Annotated in this window: 17 protein-coding genes; 11 read left to right on the top strand and 6 right to left on the bottom strand. The window is 67.6% G+C overall.

Annotated features, from left to right (window positions below; all coding sequences use genetic code 11):
* Positions 1-2: 2 nt before the first annotated feature.
* Both aceB and C9424_RS12715 read right to left on the bottom strand, forming a co-directional pair.
* The gene (aceB, locus tag C9424_RS12720) at positions 3-1,601 is read right to left on the bottom strand and encodes a malate synthase A (protein WP_116767193.1); all 1,599 of its coding nucleotides are present in this window, start codon (positions 1,599-1,601) and stop codon (positions 3-5) included.
* Between the two features lie 25 nt (positions 1,602-1,626).
* A complete protein-coding gene (locus C9424_RS12715; protein WP_116767192.1) occupies positions 1,627-3,051 on the bottom strand; it encodes an NAD-dependent malic enzyme in 1,425 nt (474 codons plus the stop codon).
* Positions 3,052-3,254: 203 nt separating this feature from the next.
* Between C9424_RS12715 and C9424_RS12710 the strand changes: the two genes are divergently transcribed.
* The gene (locus tag C9424_RS12710; RefSeq protein ID WP_116767191.1) at positions 3,255-4,010 is read left to right on the top strand and encodes an IclR family transcriptional regulator; all 756 of its coding nucleotides are present in this window, start codon (positions 3,255-3,257) and stop codon (positions 4,008-4,010) included.
* A 105-nt stretch (positions 4,011-4,115) separates the two neighbouring features.
* Here C9424_RS12710 and C9424_RS12705 read toward each other — a convergent pair whose 3' ends face one another.
* Both C9424_RS12705 and pucL read right to left on the bottom strand, forming a co-directional pair.
* A complete protein-coding gene (locus C9424_RS12705) occupies positions 4,116-5,627 on the bottom strand; it encodes a nucleobase:cation symporter-2 family protein (protein ID WP_116767190.1) in 1,512 nt (503 codons plus the stop codon).
* A gap of 169 nt (positions 5,628-5,796) precedes the next feature.
* On the bottom strand, positions 5,797-6,705 hold the full coding sequence (pucL, locus tag C9424_RS12700; RefSeq protein WP_116767189.1) for a factor-independent urate hydroxylase: 909 nt from the start codon (positions 6,703-6,705) through the stop codon (positions 5,797-5,799).
* A gap of 365 nt (positions 6,706-7,070) precedes the next feature.
* Between pucL and C9424_RS21675 the strand changes: the two genes are divergently transcribed.
* From C9424_RS21675 to C9424_RS12650, 10 genes are all read left to right on the top strand, one after another.
* Complete coding sequence (locus C9424_RS21675; RefSeq protein ID WP_116767188.1) at positions 7,071-7,256, top strand: hypothetical protein; 186 nt, start codon at positions 7,071-7,073, stop codon at positions 7,254-7,256.
* Between the two features lie 243 nt (positions 7,257-7,499).
* Positions 7,500-7,994, top strand: coding sequence for a nucleoside deaminase (locus C9424_RS12690; RefSeq protein WP_116767187.1), 495 nt, complete (start codon positions 7,500-7,502; stop codon positions 7,992-7,994).
* 17 nt (positions 7,995-8,011) lie between these two features.
* Positions 8,012-9,325: an XdhC family protein gene (locus C9424_RS12685; protein WP_116767186.1), complete on the top strand. Its 1,314-nt coding sequence runs from the start codon at positions 8,012-8,014 to the stop codon at positions 9,323-9,325.
* Positions 9,316-10,308 (top strand): FAD binding domain-containing protein, encoded by a 993-nt coding sequence (locus tag C9424_RS12680; protein ID WP_116767185.1) that lies wholly within the window; start codon positions 9,316-9,318, stop codon positions 10,306-10,308. The genes C9424_RS12685 and C9424_RS12680 overlap by 10 nt, the downstream gene beginning before the upstream one ends.
* Before the next feature lie 2 nt (positions 10,309-10,310).
* Entirely contained in the window at positions 10,311-13,220 is a 2,910-nt protein-coding gene (locus C9424_RS12675; RefSeq protein ID WP_116767184.1) for a molybdopterin-dependent oxidoreductase, read from the top strand.
* Positions 13,221-13,428: 208 nt separating this feature from the next.
* A complete protein-coding gene (locus C9424_RS12670) occupies positions 13,429-14,997 on the top strand; it encodes an NCS1 family nucleobase:cation symporter-1 (RefSeq protein ID WP_116767183.1) in 1,569 nt (522 codons plus the stop codon).
* A gap of 27 nt (positions 14,998-15,024) precedes the next feature.
* Positions 15,025-15,768: an aspartate/glutamate racemase family protein gene (locus C9424_RS12665; protein WP_116767182.1), complete on the top strand. Its 744-nt coding sequence runs from the start codon at positions 15,025-15,027 to the stop codon at positions 15,766-15,768.
* Positions 15,769-15,837: 69 nt separating this feature from the next.
* Positions 15,838-16,821, top strand: a complete 984-nt coding sequence (locus C9424_RS12660; RefSeq protein WP_116767181.1) for an aldo/keto reductase — start codon at positions 15,838-15,840, stop codon at positions 16,819-16,821.
* A 51-nt stretch (positions 16,822-16,872) separates the two neighbouring features.
* Positions 16,873-17,613, top strand: coding sequence for a HEAT repeat domain-containing protein (locus tag C9424_RS12655; protein WP_116767180.1), 741 nt, complete (start codon positions 16,873-16,875; stop codon positions 17,611-17,613).
* Positions 17,610-18,254, top strand: coding sequence for a uracil-DNA glycosylase (locus C9424_RS12650; RefSeq protein WP_116767179.1), 645 nt, complete (start codon positions 17,610-17,612; stop codon positions 18,252-18,254). Before C9424_RS12655 ends, C9424_RS12650 begins: the two co-directional genes overlap by 4 nt.
* Positions 18,255-18,283: 29 nt before the next feature.
* Here C9424_RS12650 and nboR read toward each other — a convergent pair whose 3' ends face one another.
* Positions 18,284-18,904, bottom strand: coding sequence for a nicotine blue oxidoreductase (gene nboR / locus C9424_RS12645; RefSeq protein ID WP_116767178.1), 621 nt, complete (start codon positions 18,902-18,904; stop codon positions 18,284-18,286).
* A 34-nt stretch (positions 18,905-18,938) separates the two neighbouring features.
* On the bottom strand, positions 18,939-19,831 hold an 893-nt coding region (locus tag C9424_RS12640), incomplete at its 5' end, for a transketolase-like TK C-terminal-containing protein (protein ID WP_442862033.1).

The following is a 19,831-nucleotide window of genomic DNA, read 5'->3' as shown; positions in this document are numbered from 1 at the left end:
CTTCAGCCCACCAGCTCGTAGGCCGGGGTGGTGAGGAAATCGGTGTAGTCCTCGGACAGGCAGATGTCGCCGATCAGGCGGCTGGCCGGAAGGTAGTGCTTCGCAAAAGCGTCCTCGCCCACCTCGCCGCGGAGCTTCTCGGTCTCCTCGGCGAGGATGGCGGACACCAATTCGCGGGTGACGGTCCGGCCGGTGTCGGCGAGCACCGAGTGGTTGCGGATTTGCTGCCAGACCTGGGACCGCGAGATTTCGGCCGTGGCGGCGTCTTCCATCAGGTTGTGGATGGCCACGGCGCCGTTTCCGGAGATCCAGACGGCGGTGTAGGCCACGGCCACGTAGAGGTTCAGGCGCATGCCTGCCTCGGTCACCTGGCCCTGGGCGGAACGGATGTCCAGAAGCTGCTCGGCGGTGACGCTGACCTCGGGCCGCTGCTTGTCCAGCTGGTTGGGCCGCGCACCCAGGACGGAGTCGAACACCTCGCGGCAGATCGGCACCAGGTCCGGGTGCGCCACCCAGGAGCCGTCGAAGCCGTCGTTGGCCTCGCGGGTCTTGTCCGCCCGGACCTTCTCGAAGGCCTGGGCGGTCACCTCGGGTTCGCGCCGGTTGGGGATTACCGCCGCCATGCCGCCCATGGCAAAGGCGCCGCGGCGGTGGCAGGTCTTGACCAGGAGTTCGGTGTAGGCCCGCATGAACGGCGCGGTCATGGCGACGCTGGCCCGGTCGGGAAGGACAAAGCTCTCGCCGGCGTCCCGGAAGTACTTGATGATGCTGAACAGGTAGTCCCAGCGTCCGGCGTTCAGGCCGGAGGCGTGGTCGCGGAGTTCGAAGAGGATCTCGTCCATCTCGAAGGCCGCCGGGATGGTCTCGATCAGGACGGTGGCGCGGATGGTGCCCTGCGGGATGCCGAGATAGTCCTGCGCGAAGACGAAGATCTCGTTCCACAGCCGTGCCTCGAGGTGGCTCTCCATCTTGGGCAGGTAGTAGTACGGTCCGTGGCCGTTCTCCAGGAGCCGCTTGGCGGTGTGGAAGAAGTGCAGGCCGAAGTCCACCAGGGCGCCGATCGTGTGTTCCCCGCCGATCAGCAGGTGCCGTTCGCCCATGTGCCAGCCGCGGGGCCGGGCCACCACGACGGCGAGCGGGGCGTCGGTGCGCAGCGCGTACTCCTTGCCTTCGGGCGACGTGTACTTCAGCGTTCCCTCGGCGGCGTCGCGGAGGTTGAGGATCGATTCGACCACGTTGGACCAGGTGGGCGTGCTGGCGTCCTCGAGGTCGGCGAGCCACACCTTGGCGCCGGAGTTCAGCGCGTTGATGGCCATCTTGGCCGGGGCGGCCGGCCCGGTCATCTCGACCCGGCGGTCCTGCAGGGCTGCCGGTGCCGGAGCAACGCTCCAGTCGGCGTCGCGGATTTCCCGGGTCTCCGGCAGGAAGTCCAGGCGGCCGGTCCGGGCAACGTGCTCGCGCTTGACGGCTCTGGCCTTGAGGAGTTCGGCACGGGTTCCGGCAAAGCGGAGGTGAAGTTCCTCGACGAAGGCGAGAGCCTCCGGGGTCAGGATTTCCCCGGCCCGGTCGACGGGCTGGGGATCGGTGACGGTGAGAGCCATTTCTGGTCCTTTCCTAGGCTGCGAATCAGGCGTGGGCCGGGACGGCGCGGGTGGCGGCGTGCGCGGAGTTCTCGCGCGCCGCCGCGGCGACGGCGGCGGCGACGTCGGCGGCAACGTGCGGGTCGAAGACGCTGGGGATGATGTAGCTGGCATTGAGCTCATCGTCCGCCACGCGGTTGGCGATTGCCTTCGCGGCGGCCACCAGCATTTCCGGGATGATGTCGGAGGCGCCGGCGTCGAGCAGCCCGCGGAAGAAGCCCGGGAAGGCCAGCACGTTGTTGATCTGGTTGGGGTAGTCGCTGCGGCCGGTGGCCACAACGGCCGCGTGCTTCGACGCGATCACCGGGTCGATTTCCGGCGTGGGGTTGGCCATGGCAAAGACGATCGCATCCTTGGCCATGGAGGCAACCTGCTCCTCGCCGATCACGTTGGGGGCGCTGACGCCGATGAAGACGTCCGCACCCTTGAGGGCCTCGTGCAGGGAGCCCGAGAAGCCGGCCTCGTTGGTGTTGGCCGCGATCCAGGAGCGGTGCTCGTCGTCGTACTTGGCGCCGTGGTGGATGGCGCCGGAGCGGCCGGCGGCGATGATGTGGTTGGCGCCCTGGGCCTTGAGCAGTTGGATGATGGCCGAGCCCGCGGCGCCGACGCCGGAGACCACGATCTTGACATCGGCGAGCTTCTTGCCCACCACGCGCAGGGCATTGACCAGGGCGGCCAGGGTGACGATCGCGGTGCCGTGCTGGTCGTCATGGAAGACCGGGATGTCCAGTTCCGCACGGAGCCGGTTTTCAATCTCGAAGCAGCGCGGCGCGGCGATGTCTTCCAGGTTCACGCCGCCGTAGACGGGGGCGAGGGCCTTGACGATCATGATGATTTCCTCGGTGTCCTGGGTGTCCAGGCAGACCGGCCAGGCGTCGACGTTGGCGAACTGCTTGAAGAGGGCGGCCTTGCCCTCCATCACCGGGAGCGCCGCGGCCGGGCCGATGTTGCCCAGGCCCAGGACGGCGGAGCCGTCGGTGACGACGGCGATGGTGTTGCGCTTGATGGTCAGGTTCCTCGCGGCGGAGGGGTCCTCCGCGATCGCCAGGCAGACGCGGGCGACGCCGGGGGTGTAGGCGCGGGAGAGGTCGTCGCGGTTGCGCAGGGCGACCTTCGGCACCACCTCGAGCTTCCCGCCAAGGTGCATCAGGAAGGTGCGGTCCGAGACATGCTGGACCTTCACGCCGTCGAGCGCGTTGAGGGCGTCCTTGACGCGGGCCGCGTGGTCGTCGTCGGTGGTGTTGCACGTGACGTCGACGACGAGCGTGTCGTGGTGGGATTCGGTGACGTCCAGGGCGGTGATGGCGGCGCCTGCCGCGCCGACGGCCGCCGCCAGTTCGCTGGTGGCGGTGAAGCTGGACGGCGCTTCCACGCGCAGGGTGATCGAATTTCCGGGGCTGGGGTTCGCCATTGAGTTCCTCCTGGGATGGCCCGTGACGGGCCGCTCACGCTTTGATGAATGTTTTCGTATTATGGATATTATTATCTGCTTAGTGGAAAAACAACCCTTGTTGTGTCATTGGCCGGGTGGCGGGGTGCTGTATCTTTGGTTTTCAGCTGTATTTCACGATGTGGATAAGAAATGTCGACGCCGACGCGCAGGAGAGAATCTTTATGGCTGATAAGCCCTCGGGAGGCGTGCAGTCCGTTGAGCGCGTCTTCGAACTTCTGGAACTGATTACCGATGCGGGCGGCGAGGTCACCCTCAGCGAGCTGTCTAATTCCACCGATCTGCCCCTTCCCACCATTCACCGGCTCCTGCGCACCCTTGTTGCCCTGGGGTACATCCGGCAGCTGCCGAACCGCCGCTACGCGCTGGGGCCGCGCCTGATCCGCCTGGGTGAGGCGGCCAACAAGCAACTCGGCTCGCTGGCCAGGCCCCAGCTCAAGTCGCTTGTGGACCGGCTGGGTGAAACGGCGAATATGGGTGTCCTGGACTCCGACATGGTCATCTACGTCGCCCAGGTGCCGTCGCTGCACTCGATGCGCATGTTCACCGAGGTGGGCAAGCGCGGCTACATGCACGCCACCGGCATGGGCAAGGCGATCCTGGCCCAGCTGGACGATGACACTGTCCGCGGCATCGTTGGACGCCAGGGGATGCCGACCCCCACCCCCAAGAGCATTGGCGACGTCGATACGCTCCTGGAAGACCTGAAGCTCATCCGCCAGCGCGGCTACTCCATTGACGAGGAAGAGCAGGAGGTCGGGGTGCGGTGCTTCGCGATGGCCATCCCCGATGCCCCGACGCCGGCCGCCATCTCCGTGTCCGGGCCCGTGTCCCGGGTGGACCAGGCGTTCGCGGACAAGGCCGTGCCTCTGCTGCGGGAGGCCGCCCGCGCGATCTCGGACGAGCTCAAGCAGGGCTGATCCGCCGGGGCGCCCGGCCGGACGGGGCAGGCTCTTGATGCACGACTGGTGGGGCCCACGGCTGTGGGCCCCACCAGCATCTGCGATCCCGGCGATGCGGCGCTCCTAGTGCCCGTCCGCGGCGACCGTGGACGGTTGCACCGGGACTTCCTTGCCGTCGCAGTCGATGAGTTTGCCGTTCTCATAGCGGTCGCCTTCGGCCAGGCACTTGAGGTCTTCCTCGCGGATCGCCCGGCCCGTTCCGGCCACGAAGACTGACTGGTTCTCCGAGTTGCCCGTCTTCAGGTGGTTGAAGAGGAGGTTCAGCAGGATGGCCATGACGGCCGCGGAGCTGATGCCGGAGTGGAAGATCGTTCCGAACCAGCTGGGGAACTTGTCGTAGAAGGTCGGTGCGGCGATCGGGATCATGCCGAAGCCGATCGAGGTTGCGACGATGATCAGGTTCATGTTGTTCCGGTACTCCACCTTGGCCAAGGTGCGGATACCGCTGGCGGCCACCGTGCCAAAGAGAACGATGCCGGCACCGCCGAGGACCGCCGTCGGAACCGCCGCGACCACGCGGCCGAGCACCGGCAGCAGGCCCAGCAGGACGAGGATGACGCCGCCGGCTGCGACCACATAGCGGCTCTTGATCTTGGTGACGGCCACCAGACCGACGTTCTGGGCGAAGGCGCTCTGGGTGAAGGAGCCGAAGACCGGCGCCACGAGGCTGGACACCATGTCGGCCCGCAGGCCCGCGGCGATCCGCTTCGAGTCAACCCGGGTGCCCACGATTTCGCCGACGGCCAGGATGTCGGCCATGGTCTCGGTCAGGATGACCAGAACCACGATCACCATGGAGATGATGGCGGCGACCTCGAAGGTGGGCACGCCGAGGTGGAATGGTGTGGGGAAGGCGACGATCGGGCCGTCACCGACCTTCGAGAAGTCCGCCATCCCGGTCACGACCGCGACCCCCGTTCCGATCACCATGGCCAGCAGGATGGACAGGCGGGAAATGGTGGCGCTGCCGACCTTGCTCAGCAGCAGGACGAGGGCCAAGGTGATAGCCGCCAGCCCGATGTTGGCCACGCTTCCGTAGTCCGCGGCCTTCTTGTTCCCGCCCATGGCCCAGTTGGCCGCCACGGGCATCAGCGTGAGGCCGATGGTGGTGATGACGGTTCCGGTGACCACCGGCGGGAAGAACCGGACGATCTTGGAGAACACCGGGGCGATCAGGAGCCCGATGGCCGCGGAGGCAATAACGGCACCGAAGACGGCCGGGATGCCGCCTCCCCCCGAGACGATGGCGACCATGGTGGCCACGCTGGCGAAGGAGACACCCTGGACCAGGGGGAGCTGGGAGCCGAAGAACGGCAGGCCCAGGGTCTGGAGGAGGGTTGCCAGGCCGCCCATGAAGAGGGCCGCGGCGATCAGGATCCCGATGTCTGCGGGAGCCAGCCCGGCGGCCTGGCCGACGATCAGGGGGACGGCGATGATGCCGCCGTACATGGTCAGGACGTGCTGGAATCCATAGGCGAAGCTGCTTCCGAGGGAGAGCCGCTCGTCTTCGGGGCGGGGCGTGCCGCCGGTCCGCGGATGCGGCGGCCGGGCGGTCAATTTCTTTCGTGCGTTCATGGCAGACTTTCTGGTTCATGGCGGACGTCGTCGTCCGGCTAACAATGTCTGGCTAACGGGTACTAGGTTGCTGGTACAGCGGTTGCCGGCGCCGCCGGCGGTTCGGGCCGGCGGCGCCAGCAGCTAGGGCCTGCGGCACCGGCAGTTAGGGCCTGCGGCGTGGGGAGTTCTAGCAGAAGCCGGCGATGCCGCTCCACGCGATTTCTGCAGGGCTGGCGTCTTCACGCTGGACGGTGGCCTCAATCAGGCCGTAGGGGCGGTCGGCGGCAAAGAAGACCTCGTTGGGGTTGTCGAGGCCGAACGGCGAGAGGTCGACGAGGAAGTGGTGCTTGTTGGGCATGGAGAACTTGATCTCGTCGATTTCGGCGTGCGCCTCCAGGACCTTGGCGCCCATGTCGAAGAGGGTCTGCTGCAGGGCGTGGGAGTAGTTCTCGCTGAAACCCTCCAGCAGCAGGCTCTTGACGTCGTCGTAGCTCTTGTTGAAGTCGATGGCGCCGAAGTCGGTGCCGGTCTTGAAGCGCCAGCGGGCGGAGACATCCGTGGCGAGGATGCGGTCCGAGGTTTCCTGGAGGGTGGTGTATTTGTCCCTCGGGAAGCCGCTGAAGCCGGACTGGGTCGACTTCAGCACGGTGAGGTCCTTTAGCCCGGCGATGAGGTGCTCGGTGCCGCCGTCGCGGACCAGGACGGCCGTGCGGACTTCCTGGCCGCTGCGGACGAAGGAGTGGTCGTGCTCGGCTCCGTGGGCCTGGATCCGGTCCCATTTGTAGGACTCGGCCGCCCAGCGGCCGCCGCTGATCCAGTCGAAGCTTGAGGTGAAGTGCTTGCCCAGCCGCAGCAGGAAGGCCTCGGGGGAGCCGATGCCGTCCCGGGCGAAGGCGTAGATGGTGTTCTTTTGGGTGTCCGTGGCCACCACGTGGCTGTTGTCACCTTCGAGGTGGGCCGCCGCCAGGTCCCCGCGCAGCTGCGAGGTGACGTTCAGGTCTTCGATCTCGTGGCGGTCGGTGTCCCGGGTGATCTTGACGACCCGGACTTCCGCCTTGCCGTACTGGTTGTGGCCGAGGACGATCTTGTTGCTCATGGTCTGATTCCCAACGTCAGGTATGTGGCACCAAAGTTCCACATAGAAATTAAGCGCTTGTTTCCCGCGCGTTTCTTGTTCCGTCGGCCCACAAAAAATGAGCCGACATCAGTTGATGTCAGCTCATTACGACCCTGCCTGCTGCTCCCAGGTTACGTGACCTGCGCCACGAATTGCTTTCCAGCGTAGCCCGGCCCGGGCGTGGTGTACATCACTTTTCGAAAATTCGGTTTGTGACTGCGCCAGCCGGGAACCTTGACCGCCACCGGCGTCGACCCCTATTCTCTTCCACATAGCAATAAATTTTTTTCGCAAAGCGGAATCACGGTGACGTGGTTCGGCCCTCGGCGAAGAAACGGCCACACATGACTGAGGAGGAGTCCATGGACTCGCAGGAGAAGGACACCGTCACTGACTTTCCGGCGCCGGGCCAGGAGTTGTACCTGCCTTTCGGCGGTACAGACCCGGACTTCTACATTCCGGCCGACTGCGACCGCAAGGACCGCGGCTTCTCCCGCTGGCTCCGCGCGCTCCCGATCTTCGGGCGGTAGTCCGCCGGCGTGAAGATCCGGAAATAGAGATTTCACATAACGAAACTGGGCTTCCACAGGGTGTGGGGCGCCGCGCGGGAGTCGCGGTGCTACTCTCGATCTTGCCAACGGCGGGCAGCCCGAACCCGGGACGCTATCTACCAGGCGCAACCTTCAAGGCACATGCTGAAGACTGGTCACCGTCGCATCCGGCCCCTGCGTCCCGTAACGGTGTACCGGCTTCCGCAGCAAGGGAGTCGCAGCATGACTACAACCGTCACGGCCCAGAAGTTCCTGGCCCGGTCCATCGAGTTGGCCACGGCCAACGTCCTGACCGGCGGAGGCCCGTTCGGTGCGGTGGTTGTCACCGCGGACGGGCAGGCGTTCGACGGCGTCAACCGCGTCACCGCCACCAACGATCCCACTGCGCACGCCGAAGTCACAGCCATCCGGCGGGCGTGCAGCGAACTGGCCACCTTCGACCTCAGCGGGGCCACGCTCTACTCCAGCTGCGAGCCGTGCCCCATGTGCCTGGCCTCCGCGCTGTGGGCGCGGGTGCAGCGCGTGGTGTTCGCCGCGGACCGGCACGATGCCGCCTCCGCAGGGTTCGATGACGCAGTCTTCTACGAATACTTCGAAAATGATCAACGTGACGCGCTCATGCCGGTGGGCAGGCTGGAACTCACCGACCCGCAGGCCCCCGCCATCCTGGCTCCGTTCACCACCTGGAACTCGCTCGAGTCCAGGATCGACTACTAGGCCCGGGGCGTGCGGCCATGTTGGATCTGCTCCCGCTGCTAGGCGCGTGGCGGCCGGCTGCTACCGGGCAGCGCTGCGCGGTGGCCACTGTGGTGGGTACTGCGGGGTCGGCGCCGAGACCCGTGGGCACGTCCATGCTGGTCGCCGAGACCGGCGAGGTCCTGGGCAGCCTTTCCGGCGGCTGTGTTGAAGGCGCCGTTGTGGAGGCGGCCCTGGAAGCACTGCGCGACGGCGGCCCGCGCCGCGAGTTCTTCGGCTACAGCGCCGAGGATGCGTTTGCCGCCGGACTGACGTGCGGCGGCACGCTGGAAATCCACATCGAACCCCTGGGCCCGGGTCCCGGCCGGCTCAGGCTGGACAGCCTGCACGGCCTTGCCCGCCGGAACCCGGCCAGCGGGGCGGCACTGATCCGCAGGGTGGACGCCGGCGGGGGCGGCGCCGTCGTGGTTTCAGACCCGGCGGCATTCCAGGTGACGCAGTCGGCGGAACTCGCCGCGCTGCTGGGGGTGCGTGTAGCTGACGGCGCGGGCGGAACTGCCGATGCCGGGCATATGCTGCTGGCGGCGGCGGCCCAGCTGGAACCGCTGCTGCGGGGCGGCCGCACCGGGCTGGTCCGGCTCGCGCGCGCGGGGGAATGCCTGGCGGAGCCCGTGAGCCTGCTGGTCGAAAGCCGGCTTCCCGCAGCGCGCCTCTTGATCTTCGGCGCCAACGACTTCGGCGCGGCGCTGCTGCCGGCCGCCAAGCTCCTCGGATACGACGTGACGCTCTGTGATGCCCGCCCGGCTTTCGCGGCCCAGGACAGGTTCGCCGGCGCCGACCAGGTGGTCACCGCGTGGCCCCACCGCTACCTCGCGCAGGAAGCCGCGGCGCGAAGGATCGACGCCCGAACCGTGGTCTGCATCCTCACACACGACCCCAAGTTCGACATTCCGCTGCTTGAAACCGCTCTGGGACTCGAGGTGGCCTATATAGGTGCGATGGGATCGCGGCGCAGCCACCACCAGCGGGCCGAATCCCTCCTCGCCGCCGGGGTGCCCGCCGGGGAGCTGTCCCGGCTGCATTCGCCGATCGGCCTCGACCTCGGAGCCGTCACCCCGGCCGAGGTGGCGGTCTCCATCATGGCGGAGGTCCTGGCGCGCCGCGGACACGGCCCGGACCGCGGCGGCACAGCTTCGGCCGGAATGTCCCGGCCAAACAGTCCCTCGGCCCAGTGCATGTCCCTGAAGGACGGTGAGGGTCCGATCCACCACCTGGGCGGCAGCCCCGCGGCCCCGGAAGCCGCAACCCTGACCCGCTCACCCCGGCAGCACCAGGAGACACCATGGATATGAACACCATCGAAGCGGTGGTCCGCACCGGGGATCCCGGCGAATGGCGCGACGGGGACGCCTGGCTAGCCGGCGGCACCGTCCTGTTCTCTTACGGCAGCTTCGCCTTCGGCAAGGAGCCGCTCCGGCGGCTGCTGGACCTCAGCGCCACCAACTGGCCCGCCCTCACGGTGACCGACTCGGGCATCGAGATCGCGGCCACGTGCACGGTTGCACAACTGTACGCACTCCCGGAATCGGACGCGTTGGCCCGTGTTGCCGGGAGGAACCGGGGTGAAGTGGTCGCCGGCGCAGCCGCCTGGCCGGCCCTGGACCTGATTCGTCCCTGCTGCGACTCCTTTGTGGCCTCCTTCAAGATCTGGAACATGTCCACAGTGGGCGGCAACCTCTGCACCGCCCTGCCGGCCGGGCCCATGATCTCGCTTTGCACGGCGCTGGACGGCACGGCCACCATCCTGGGCGCCGGCGGTGCCAGCCGCACGGTTTCCGTGCTCGACTTCGTCACCGGTGACGGGAGGAATTGCCTTGCTCCCGGCGAGCTCCTGCGCGGCGTGAGCCTCCCGGCGTCGGCCCTGTCCTCACGGGTGGCCTTCCGCCGGTTGTCGCTGAGCAACCTGGGCAGGTCCGGAGTGCTCCTGATCGGAAGGCTCGACGCCGACGGCGCACTGGTCCTCACTGTCACGGCGGCCACCAAACGGCCCGTGCAGCTGCGCATTACGGCGGGCCGGGGAGCAGGCCCATCCGCGGCGGCCCTGGCCGCCGCCCTCGATGCTGCGCTCCCGGACGCGCTCTATCACGATGACATCCACGGGCTGCCGGCCTGGCGGAAGGACATGACGTACCGGCTTGCAGAGGAAATTCGGGCGGAGCTGGCTGCGCCCGAAGGAGTTGCCCCGGCCCGAGTCTCCGGCGACTTCTGGCCGCCAAGGCGCACTCCCGGCCCCACCAGGCCAACACCGGAACAGCCACAGCAGGAAGGGCGCTGATCATGGCCAACAACACAAGCCGCACCGACAGCAGCCGCATCGTTGTCAACGGGACTGCGGCAGCGGACAGCCCGCGGCCGGGCCAGTGCCTCCGGACGTTCCTGCGGGAACAAGGTGCCCTCGGCGTCAAGAAGGGCTGCGACGGCGGCGACTGCGGGGCCTGCACGGTCCACGTGGACGGAACCCCGGTGCACAGCTGCATCTACCCGGCCGTCCGGGCAGAGGGCCGCGCCGTCACCACGATCGAAGGTTTGGCTGCCACGTGTGCCGCCGGCGGACCCGACACCGCTGTTGGACCCGACGCCGCTGTTGGACCTGACGCCGCCGCACTCCACCCGATGCAGGAGCAGTTCCTGGACCGGCAGGGTTTCCAGTGCGGTTTCTGCACCGCGGGCATGGTGATGACAGCGGCCACGTTCGATGAGGAGCAGAAGGCGAACCTGCCGCGGAACCTCAAGGGCAACCTGTGCCGCTGCACCGGCTATCGCGCCATCGGGGATGCCGTCTGCGGGCCGGAAAGCCGTGCCGACCTCGCGGGGCCGGACTCCTCCGGCGGCGGTCCCGGGACCGCCGGTCCCGGGCAGCCCGAGCATCCACCCGGCCAACTGGGCGACGACGTGCCCGCACCCGCCGGCCTCGCCATCGTCACGGGACTGGCCCGCTTCACCCTGGACGTCCGGGCCGAAGAACTGCCCGGACTGCTGCACGTGAAGCTGCTGCGCTCCCCGCATCCCCACGCCCGTATCCGCTCCATCGACACGGCGGCCGCGCTGGCGATCCCCGGCGTGGAGGCAGTCTTCACGCACGAAGACTCCCCGGCGCAGCTGTTTTCCACCGCGCAGCACGAGCACTTCACCGATGACCCGGACGATACCCGCGTGTTCGACGACGTCGTGCGGTTCATCGGCCAGCGGGTCGCCGCCGTCGTTGCCGGCACCGTGGAGGCCGCGGAGGCCGGGGTGCGTGCCCTGAGGGTGGACTACGAACTGCTGGACGCTGTCTTCACCCCGGAGAACGCCATGCTCCCCGGGGCTCCCGCCATCCACGGCGACAAGGACGCTCTCACAGCCCGCATCAGCCGGCCGGACCGGAACGTCGTGGCGGAACTGCATTCCGAGCTGGGCGACGTCGCCGCGTCCTTCGCCGCGGCGGACTTCATCCACGAGCACACGTACCGGACCCAGCGGGTGGCGCACACGGCGCTCGAAACCCACGCCGCCATCGCCTCCTTCGACAGTGACGGACGGCTGCAGATCCGCACGTCCAGCCAGGTCCCGTTCCTGGTGCGGCGGACCCTGGGCCGCGTCTTTGGCTTGCCGCAAGACCGGATCCGGGTGGTGGCCGGACGGGTGGGCGGCGGCTTCGGCGGCAAGCAGGAGGTGCTCACCGAGGACGTCGTGGCGCTCGCTGCCCTGAAGCTCAACCGCCCCGTGCAGCTTGAATTCACCCGGACCGAACAGTTCACGGCCGCCACAACCCGGCATCCCTTCACCATCCACCTGAAGGCCGGCGCCAGCCGCGACGGCCGGCTGACGGCCCTCCAACTGGAGGTGCTCACCAATACGGGCGCCTACGGCAACCACGCGCCCGGCGTCATGTTCCACGGTTGCGGCGAGTCGCTGGGGGTGTACAACTGCGCCAACAAAAAAGTGGATGCCCACGCCGTGTATACCAACACGGTGCCGTCCGGCGCGTTCCGCGGCTACGGGCTGAGCCAGATGATCTTCGCGATCGAATCCGGCATGGACGAACTCGCGGCCGGGATCGGCATGGACCCTATGGAATTCCGCCGCCGCAATATGGTCCGCGAGGGCGACGACATGCTGTCCACGCGCGACGAGCCCCAGGCGGACGTCCGGTACGGCAGCTACGGCCTGGACCAGTGCACCCGGCTGGTGCAGGATGCTCTGGACCGCGGACGGGAACGTTACCGGGCCGCCGGACTCGAGGACCTCGGCCCGGACTGGGTCGTGGGGGAGGGCTCCGCCCTGTCCATGATCGACACCGTTCCGCCGCGGGGCCACTTCGCGCACTCCAGGCTCCGGCTCCTGCCCGACGGGACATATGCCGCCGCCGTCGGGACGGCCGAATTCGGCAACGGCACCACCACCGTCCACGCCCAGCTCGCCGCCACCGCCCTGTCCACCACCGCCGCCCGCGTCGCCGTGCGGCAGTCCGACACTGACCTCGTCGACCACGACTCCGGTGCGTTCGGCTCGGCAGGCACCGTGGTTGCCGGGAAGGCCACCCTCGCCGCCGCCGAGGACCTCGCCGTCCGCATCCGCGCCTTCGCCGCCGGACTCCGGCAGATCCCCGCCGCCGGGTGCGTGCTGGAGACGGACGCCGTGGTCTGCGAGGGAACCTGTGTGCCGCTGACGGAAATTTACGACGCCGCTAAGCAGGCCGGCGTCGAACTCGCCGCCGAGGGCCACTGGGGCGGAACGCCGCGCTCCGTGGCGTTCAACGTCCAGGGTTTCCGGGTGGCCGTGAACACCGGGACCGGTGAGCTGCGGATCCTGCAAAGCGTCCAGGCGGCCGACGCCGGCGTGGTGGTCAACCCGCGCCAGTGCCGCGGCCAGATCGAAGGCGGCATCGCGCAGGCCCTGGGCGCCGCGCTGTACGAGGAAGTCAGGGTGGACGACGCCGGCCGGGTCACCACGGACATCCTCCGGCAGTACCACATCCCCTCCTTCGCGGACGTACCGCGCAGCGAGGTGTACTTCGCCGACACCAGCGACAAACTGGGCCCGCTCGGCGCCAAGTCCATGAGCGAGAGCCCCTTCAACCCGGTGGCGCCGGCGCTCGCGAACGCCATCCGGAATGCCACCGGCGTGAGGTTCGCGGAGCTGCCAGTCTCCCGCGACAAGATCTACCTGGGACTGAAGGAAGCCGGGCTGGTCCCCTCCCGCTAGACCCAACGTGGGGCCGTAGCAACCGTTTATGACTGGCCGCGATCCGGCAGCCCTTGACTGACACGTGATCCAGGTCATACCGTTATTTCACTACTCGATACCCATCTTCCGCATTGTGGAATGAATGCAATGACGCTCCTGCCGGTAGTTTCCGGCACATCTCCCAGCGCGGAATGCATGGAAGACATCTTCAAGAAGTGAGATCACGATGCAGACGACCCCGTTGACCGGCGTCGACCCGGCTCCCGAGACCGCAGTTGGCTTGAGCAAAGCTGCCCACCCTTCCATGGGTGTCGACGCGCTTTGCGAAGCAGCCAGCGCCGCCTCCGGCCGAACGATCAGCCCTTCCCTTTACAACATCGACCTTGCCCCGACGAAGCGGGAAGGTCGCCGCTGGACCAGCTACAGCATTTTCACGCTCTGGGCCAACGACGTCCACAGCCTTGGAAACTATGCCTTTGCCATCGGGCTCTTCGCCCTCGGACTGGGCGGCTGGCAGATCCTTCTCGCCCTGGGCGTCGGAGCCGTCCTCTTGTTTGGGCTTCTCAGCTTCTCCGGTTTTATGGGTGTCAAGACCGGTGTCCCGTTCCCGGTCATGAGCCGGATCAGCTTCGGCATCAGGGGAGCACAGATCGCCAGCCTCCTGCGCGGGGCGGTGGCCGTGGCGTGGTTCGGTATCCAGACGTACCTGGCGTCTGTGGTGCTCCGCGTCATGCTCGTGGCCATGGTCCCCTCGCTGCGGGAGCTGGACGCCAACTCCATCCTCGGCCTCTCCACGCTGGGCTGGGCCTCGTTCGTGTTCCTCTGGATCGTCCAACTGGTCATCGTCAGCTTCGGCATGGAAATGATCCGCAAGTATGAAGCCTTCGCCGGGCCCATCATCCTGGTGACCATGGCGGCCATGGCCATCTGGATCTTCGTTCAAGCCGGCGGCTCCATCGCCTGGACCTCGAACCACGCCCTCGAAGGCGCCGAAATGTGGCGCACCATCTTTGCCGGCGGTGCGCTGTGGGTATCCATCTACGGAACGTTCGTCTTGAACTTCTGTGACTTCACCCGGTCCGCCGTCTCCAAGAAGGCGGTGGTGCGGGGCAACTTCTGGGGTATCCCCATCAACATGCTTCTCTTCGGCGCGATCGTGGTGGTCATGGCCGGCGGCCAGTTCAAGATCAACGGCACGATCATCAAGAGCCCGTCGGACATCGTCCAGACCATCCCGAACACGATGTTCCTGGTCCTGGCCTGCCTTGCGCTGCTGATCCTGACCATCGCCGTGAACCTGATGGCCAACTTTGTGGCTCCCGTCTATGCGCTGACCAACCTCTTCCCGAAGCACCTGAACTTCCGCAAGGCGGCCTGGGTCAGCGGCACGATCGGCCTCATCATCCTGCCGTGGAACCTGTACAACAACCCGATCGTGATCGTGTACTTCCTGGGCGGACTCGGAGCGCTGCTCGGCCCGCTGTTCGGCGTCGTAATGGCCGATTACTGGCTGCTGCGCCGCGGCAAGGTCAACGTCCTGGAGCTCTACACCGAGGACCCGGCGGGAGCCTACTTCTACAAGAAGGGCTTCAATCCCCGGGCGATCATTGCTTTGGTGCCGGCCGCCTGCGTTGCGCTCCTGGTCGCCTTTGTTCCGGCGCTCGAAGCCGCCGCCCCGTTCGCGTGGTTCGTCGCAGCCGGCATCGCTGCGGCGGTCTACTACGCCATCTCGGACCGCTCCCAGCGGCTCGTCGACGTCGACGGCGAAACGATCGCCGTCGCCAGCAACCACTGACCCATCTGTCCGAAAGCGGAAAGCACCATGCGCATTCTTGTCGCCAACGTCAACACCACGCAGTCCATGACAGACACCATCGCCGCGCAGGCACGCCAGGCCGCGCTGCCGGACACGGAAATCGTGGGACTCACTCCCCGCTTCGGCGCCGACTCCTGCGAGGGAAACTTTGAGAGTTACCTCGCGGCGATCGCCGTCATGGACAGGGTCCTGTCCTATCCGGAGCCGTTCGACGCCGTCATCCAGGCCGGCTACGGTGAGCACGGCCGCGAAGGACTCCAGGAGCTCCTCGACGTTCCGGTAGTGGACATCACCGAAGCGGCCGCGAGCACCGCGATGTTCCTTGGCCACAAATACTCCGTGATTACCACCCTGGACCGTGCCGTCCCCCTGATCGAGGACCGGCTGAAGCTGGCCGGCCTCGACGCCCGGTGCGCTTCTGTCCGGGCCAGCGGAATGGCCGTCCTGGAACTCGAGGAGGAACCGGAGCGCGCAGTGGAGGCCATCATCGAACAGGCACTCCTGGCGGTCCGCGAGGACAAGGCGGAAGTCATTGTCCTCGGGTGCGGCGGCATGGCCGGCCTGGACGAGGAGATCCGGAAGCGAGCCGGCGTCCCCGTGGTGGACGGGGTGGCGGCTGCCGTCACCATCGCGGAATCGCTGGTCCGGTTGGGGCTGAGCACGTCAAAAGTCCGGACATATGCCGCCCCGCGGCCCAAGACGGTCATCGGATGGCCGCTGACGGGGGCCGCCACGGCGGCGATGCCCTGAGCCGGAGCTAGAGGCGCCCGACGCCGTCGGCCACTCACATTGAGGGCGCCGACGGCTTATAGTCGGACGATGGAACAGCGAATGTTGGGCAAGACCGGACGGAACGTCTCCATCGTTGGCCTGGGGACCTGGCAGCTGGGCGCGGACTGGGGCAACGTGAATCCCGCGCAGGCCCAATCTGTCCTTGCCGCCGCGGCGGAGGCCGGCGTCACCTTCTTTGATACCGCCGACGTCTACGGCGACGGACGCAGCGAGCAGGCCATCGGCGCGTTCCTGGCGGACAACCCCGGCCTGGACATCACGGTGGCCACCAAGATGGGCCGGCGGGTTGAACAGACACCGGAGAACTACAACCTGGCCAACTTCCGCCAATGGACCGACCGCTCCCGGCGGAACCTGGGGATGGACTGCCTGGATCTGGTCCAGCTGCATTGCCCGCCCACGGCTGTGTACAGTAACGCCGAAGTCTACGACGCGCTGGACACCCTCGTGGCCGACGGCGCCATCCGGAACTACGGCGTCAGTGTGGAGCGGACCGACGAAGCCCTCGAAGCCATCCGCCACGAAGGCACGTCAACGGTGCAGATTATCTTCAACGCCTTCCGGCTCAAGCCGCTGGACGAGGTGCTTCCCGCCGCACAGGCAGCCGGTGTGGGCGTCATTGCCCGCGTGCCCCTCGCTTCCGGGCTGCTGTCCGGCAAGTACACCAAGGACACGTCCTTCGCGGAGAACGACCACCGGAACTACAACCGCACCGGCTCCGCGTTCGATGTCGGGGAGACCTTCTCGGGCGTGGACTTTGAGCAGGGCCTCAAAGCGGTCGCCGAGTTCGAGGAACTGGTGCCCGACGGCGTCAGCACCGCCCAGGCCGCGATCGCCTGGATCGCGGCGCAGGACGGCATCAGCACGGTGATTCCGGGGGCGCGGAACGTGGACCAGGCGCGCTCCAACGCCGCCGCGGCGGGCGTCAGCGGCATTGACGCCACATTCGACGTCGGCGTCCGGGAAATCTATGACCGCTACTTCCGCGAATCGATCCACCCGCGCTGGTAAGGCGCAGGATTCTCCACGGTCAGGCGCACTTCGGCAGCGAGGAATTGACCCGTGCCCAAACGATCGGACTACAGAGCGGTCCTGGAATCGCTCCCGCCTGAGAAGTGGGTGGGGTACCTGAACGCCGAATCCGGCCTTCCCGGTCCCAGGGGGAACATTGAACTTGCGGAGGCGTTCGCTGATGTGGCTGACCCTGCGCTGATCCGGACGTGCGCGGAGAGCCCGGACGAATACCTGGCGACGTGCGGCGCCGTCGGCTTTGGCCGACTGCTGGCCGACGGCGAGCGGCACGCCGCTGAGACGTTGAGGGTGCTGGCGGCCGATTCGCGCTGGCGCGTGCGAGAGGGCGTTGCCATGGCCCTGCAGCGGCTCGGCGATGCGAATATGCCGTCGTTGTGGACCCTGGCTGAGGATTGGGTAGATGGTCCGCCGCTGGTGCAACGCGCCCTTGCGGCCGGTATCTGCGAACCCCGCCTGCTTCGCGCACCCGACGACGCCGTCCGGGCCCTGGATACCCTGGACCGGATCACAGCGTCATTCAGGGGCATGGATCATCAATCGCGGAGTGACGAGCAGTTCCGTGTGCTGCGGCAGGGGCTTGGGTACTGCTGGAGCGTTGCAATTGCGGCTGCACCGGCGGAGGGTTTCGAACGCCTGGAAAAGTGGGCGGCCAGCGACGACAAGGATGTGCGCTGGATCGTGCGGGAGAACCTCACGAAGGCACGGTTGGCCAAGGCCGACCCTGCAGCTGCCCAACTCGTGGCCGCCGTCCTGGAGCAGGCCGGCAAGTGACCGCTTCTTCCATCAATGCCTTCATGGACCGGCTCGCTTCGGTGGAAACAGGGCCCTGGTGCAACAACTTCTTCGATCACGCCATCCCGGGGAACGCGCAGCGCCGGCAGAACCTGCGTATCTACCTGCAGGAGATGCTGAACCGCTCCCCGCAGGTGTTGCTACTGGGCGAAGCCCCCGGTTTCCGGGGCATGCGGATCACCGGCGTGCCCTTCACCAACCGCACCATGTTGGAGGGGCCCGCCAACGGCTTCGGGCTCTTCGGGCCGGGAAAGGGCTACGTGCTGCCGGCGGACGCCGCCGGGGTCGCAGCGGAGCCGACCGCAACGGTGATGTGGGAGGTCCTGGACGAGCTGGACTTCCTTCCCCTGTTATGGAGCGCCTGCCCGTGGCACACCCACATGCCGGGACGGCCGCTGTCCAACCGCACCCCGACATCCGCCGAAGCAGCCCTCGGAACCCCGTTTTGGCAAGCGCTAACAGAGCTGTTTCCCATCGAAACCGTGGTGGCGGTGGGCAATGTGGCGCACCGCAGCCTGCAGCGCAGCGGCCTGGACGCACCGAAAATCAGGCATCCTGCCCACGGCGGCCGCTCCGGATTCAAACGCGGCCTGCAGGAGCTGCTAGGCACCTCCGGCTAAGACCAACGCGTCGGTTGCCGCGCCGGACCCTAATCCAGCAGGTGCAGCTGGTCCGGGGTGTCGAGGTCCTCACCGCCGGAGAGGTCACTGCAATCCACCAGATCGACCAGGTCCGGGCGGGCCTGCAGGAAGACGCGCGCCCCGGCGTCGCCGGTCGCCGTTTCGGCGGCCGCAGCGCGAAGGCTGGCATCCAGGAGCAGCGGATGTCCCCGCCGTAGCTTGCCCTGCGGGCCGCGGTAGGCGGCCGCCGTCACCCGGCCCGGCCGGTGGGCCGCCAGCAGCCGGGCGACGGTCCCGGCGGTCAGGCCGGGCTGGTCTACGAGCGCGATGAGCACATGATCCTCCGGAGGCGCCGCGGCGACCCCGGCCCGGAAGGAGCTGCCCATCCCGGACTCCCAGTCCGGGTTTTCGATGACCTTGTGCCGGCTGAGGTCGGTGGCGGCGCGGACCGTTGCCGCGTCCGCGCCGAGCACCGTCACCACTTCCCGGCAGCCGCCCTGCAGCAGCATGTCAGCGAGCACTTCGACGAGCGTGCGGCCGCGGAACCGGAGCAGCGCCTTGGGGCCGAGCCCCAGCCGCGTGCCGGCGCCGGCGGCAAGCAGCACCGCCGTCGTGCCTGTAGTCGAGCTCAGGGCTCCGTCGTCGCTCATCTGCCCACCCTAACGCGCGCCTTTAACGCAACGCTCAGGAGTCGCCGCCCGCTCCGCCGGTGGTCCCGGCGTTGACGTCCAGGAGCTTGTAGCGGTCCATGGCGTACGACGGCGCGCCGTCCTCGACGTCGCCCCTCGCCGCGAGCAGCTGCAGGGTCTTCACCACGATCGAGTGGGTGTCGTTCTTGAAGTAGCGGCGTGCCGCGGCGCGGGTGTCGGAGAAGCCGAAGCCGTCCGCGCCGAGGGAGGCGAACTGGTGCGGGAGTAACTGCCGGATCTGGTCCGGCACGGCCTTCATGTAGTCGGTGACCGCCACGATCGGACCGGTCGCGTCCGCGAGCTGCTGGGCCACGAACGGGACGCGGGCCGGCTGGCCGGGGTTGAGGAAGGCCTCTTCCTCGGCGGCGAGCCCGTCGCGGCGCAGTTCGTTCCAGGACGTCACGGACCACACATCGGCGGAGACGCCCCAGTCCTCGGCGAGGATCCGCTGGGCATCGAGAGCCCAGGGGACGGACACGCCGGAGGCAAGGATCTGGCTCTTCGGCCCGGCCACCTCCGAAGCCGACACCCGGTAGATGCCCTTCAACACACCGTTGACGTCGAGGTTCTCGGGTTCGGCCGGCTGGGAGATCGGCTCGTTGTAGACCGTGAGGTAGTACATCAGGTTCCGGTCGGCGTTGCTCCCTGCGGCGGCGTGGCCATACATCCGCTCCAGGCCGTCGCGGATGATGTGCCCCATTTCGTACCCAAAGGCGGGGTCGTAGGTCAGGACGGCCGGGTTGGTCGAGGCCAGGATGGGCGAGTGGCCGTCGGCGTGCTGCAGGCCTTCACCGGTCAGGGTGGTGCGGCCGGCGGTGGCACCGATGATGAACCCGCGGGTCATCTGGTCCGCGGCGGCCCAGAAGGAGTCGCCGGTGCGCTGGAAAC

It is taken from the genome of Arthrobacter sp. H-02-3 (assembly GCF_003097355.1).
Taxonomy (GTDB): domain Bacteria; phylum Actinomycetota; class Actinomycetes; order Actinomycetales; family Micrococcaceae; genus Arthrobacter; species Arthrobacter humicola.
This window is presented reverse-complemented; position numbering and strand designations above follow the sequence as displayed.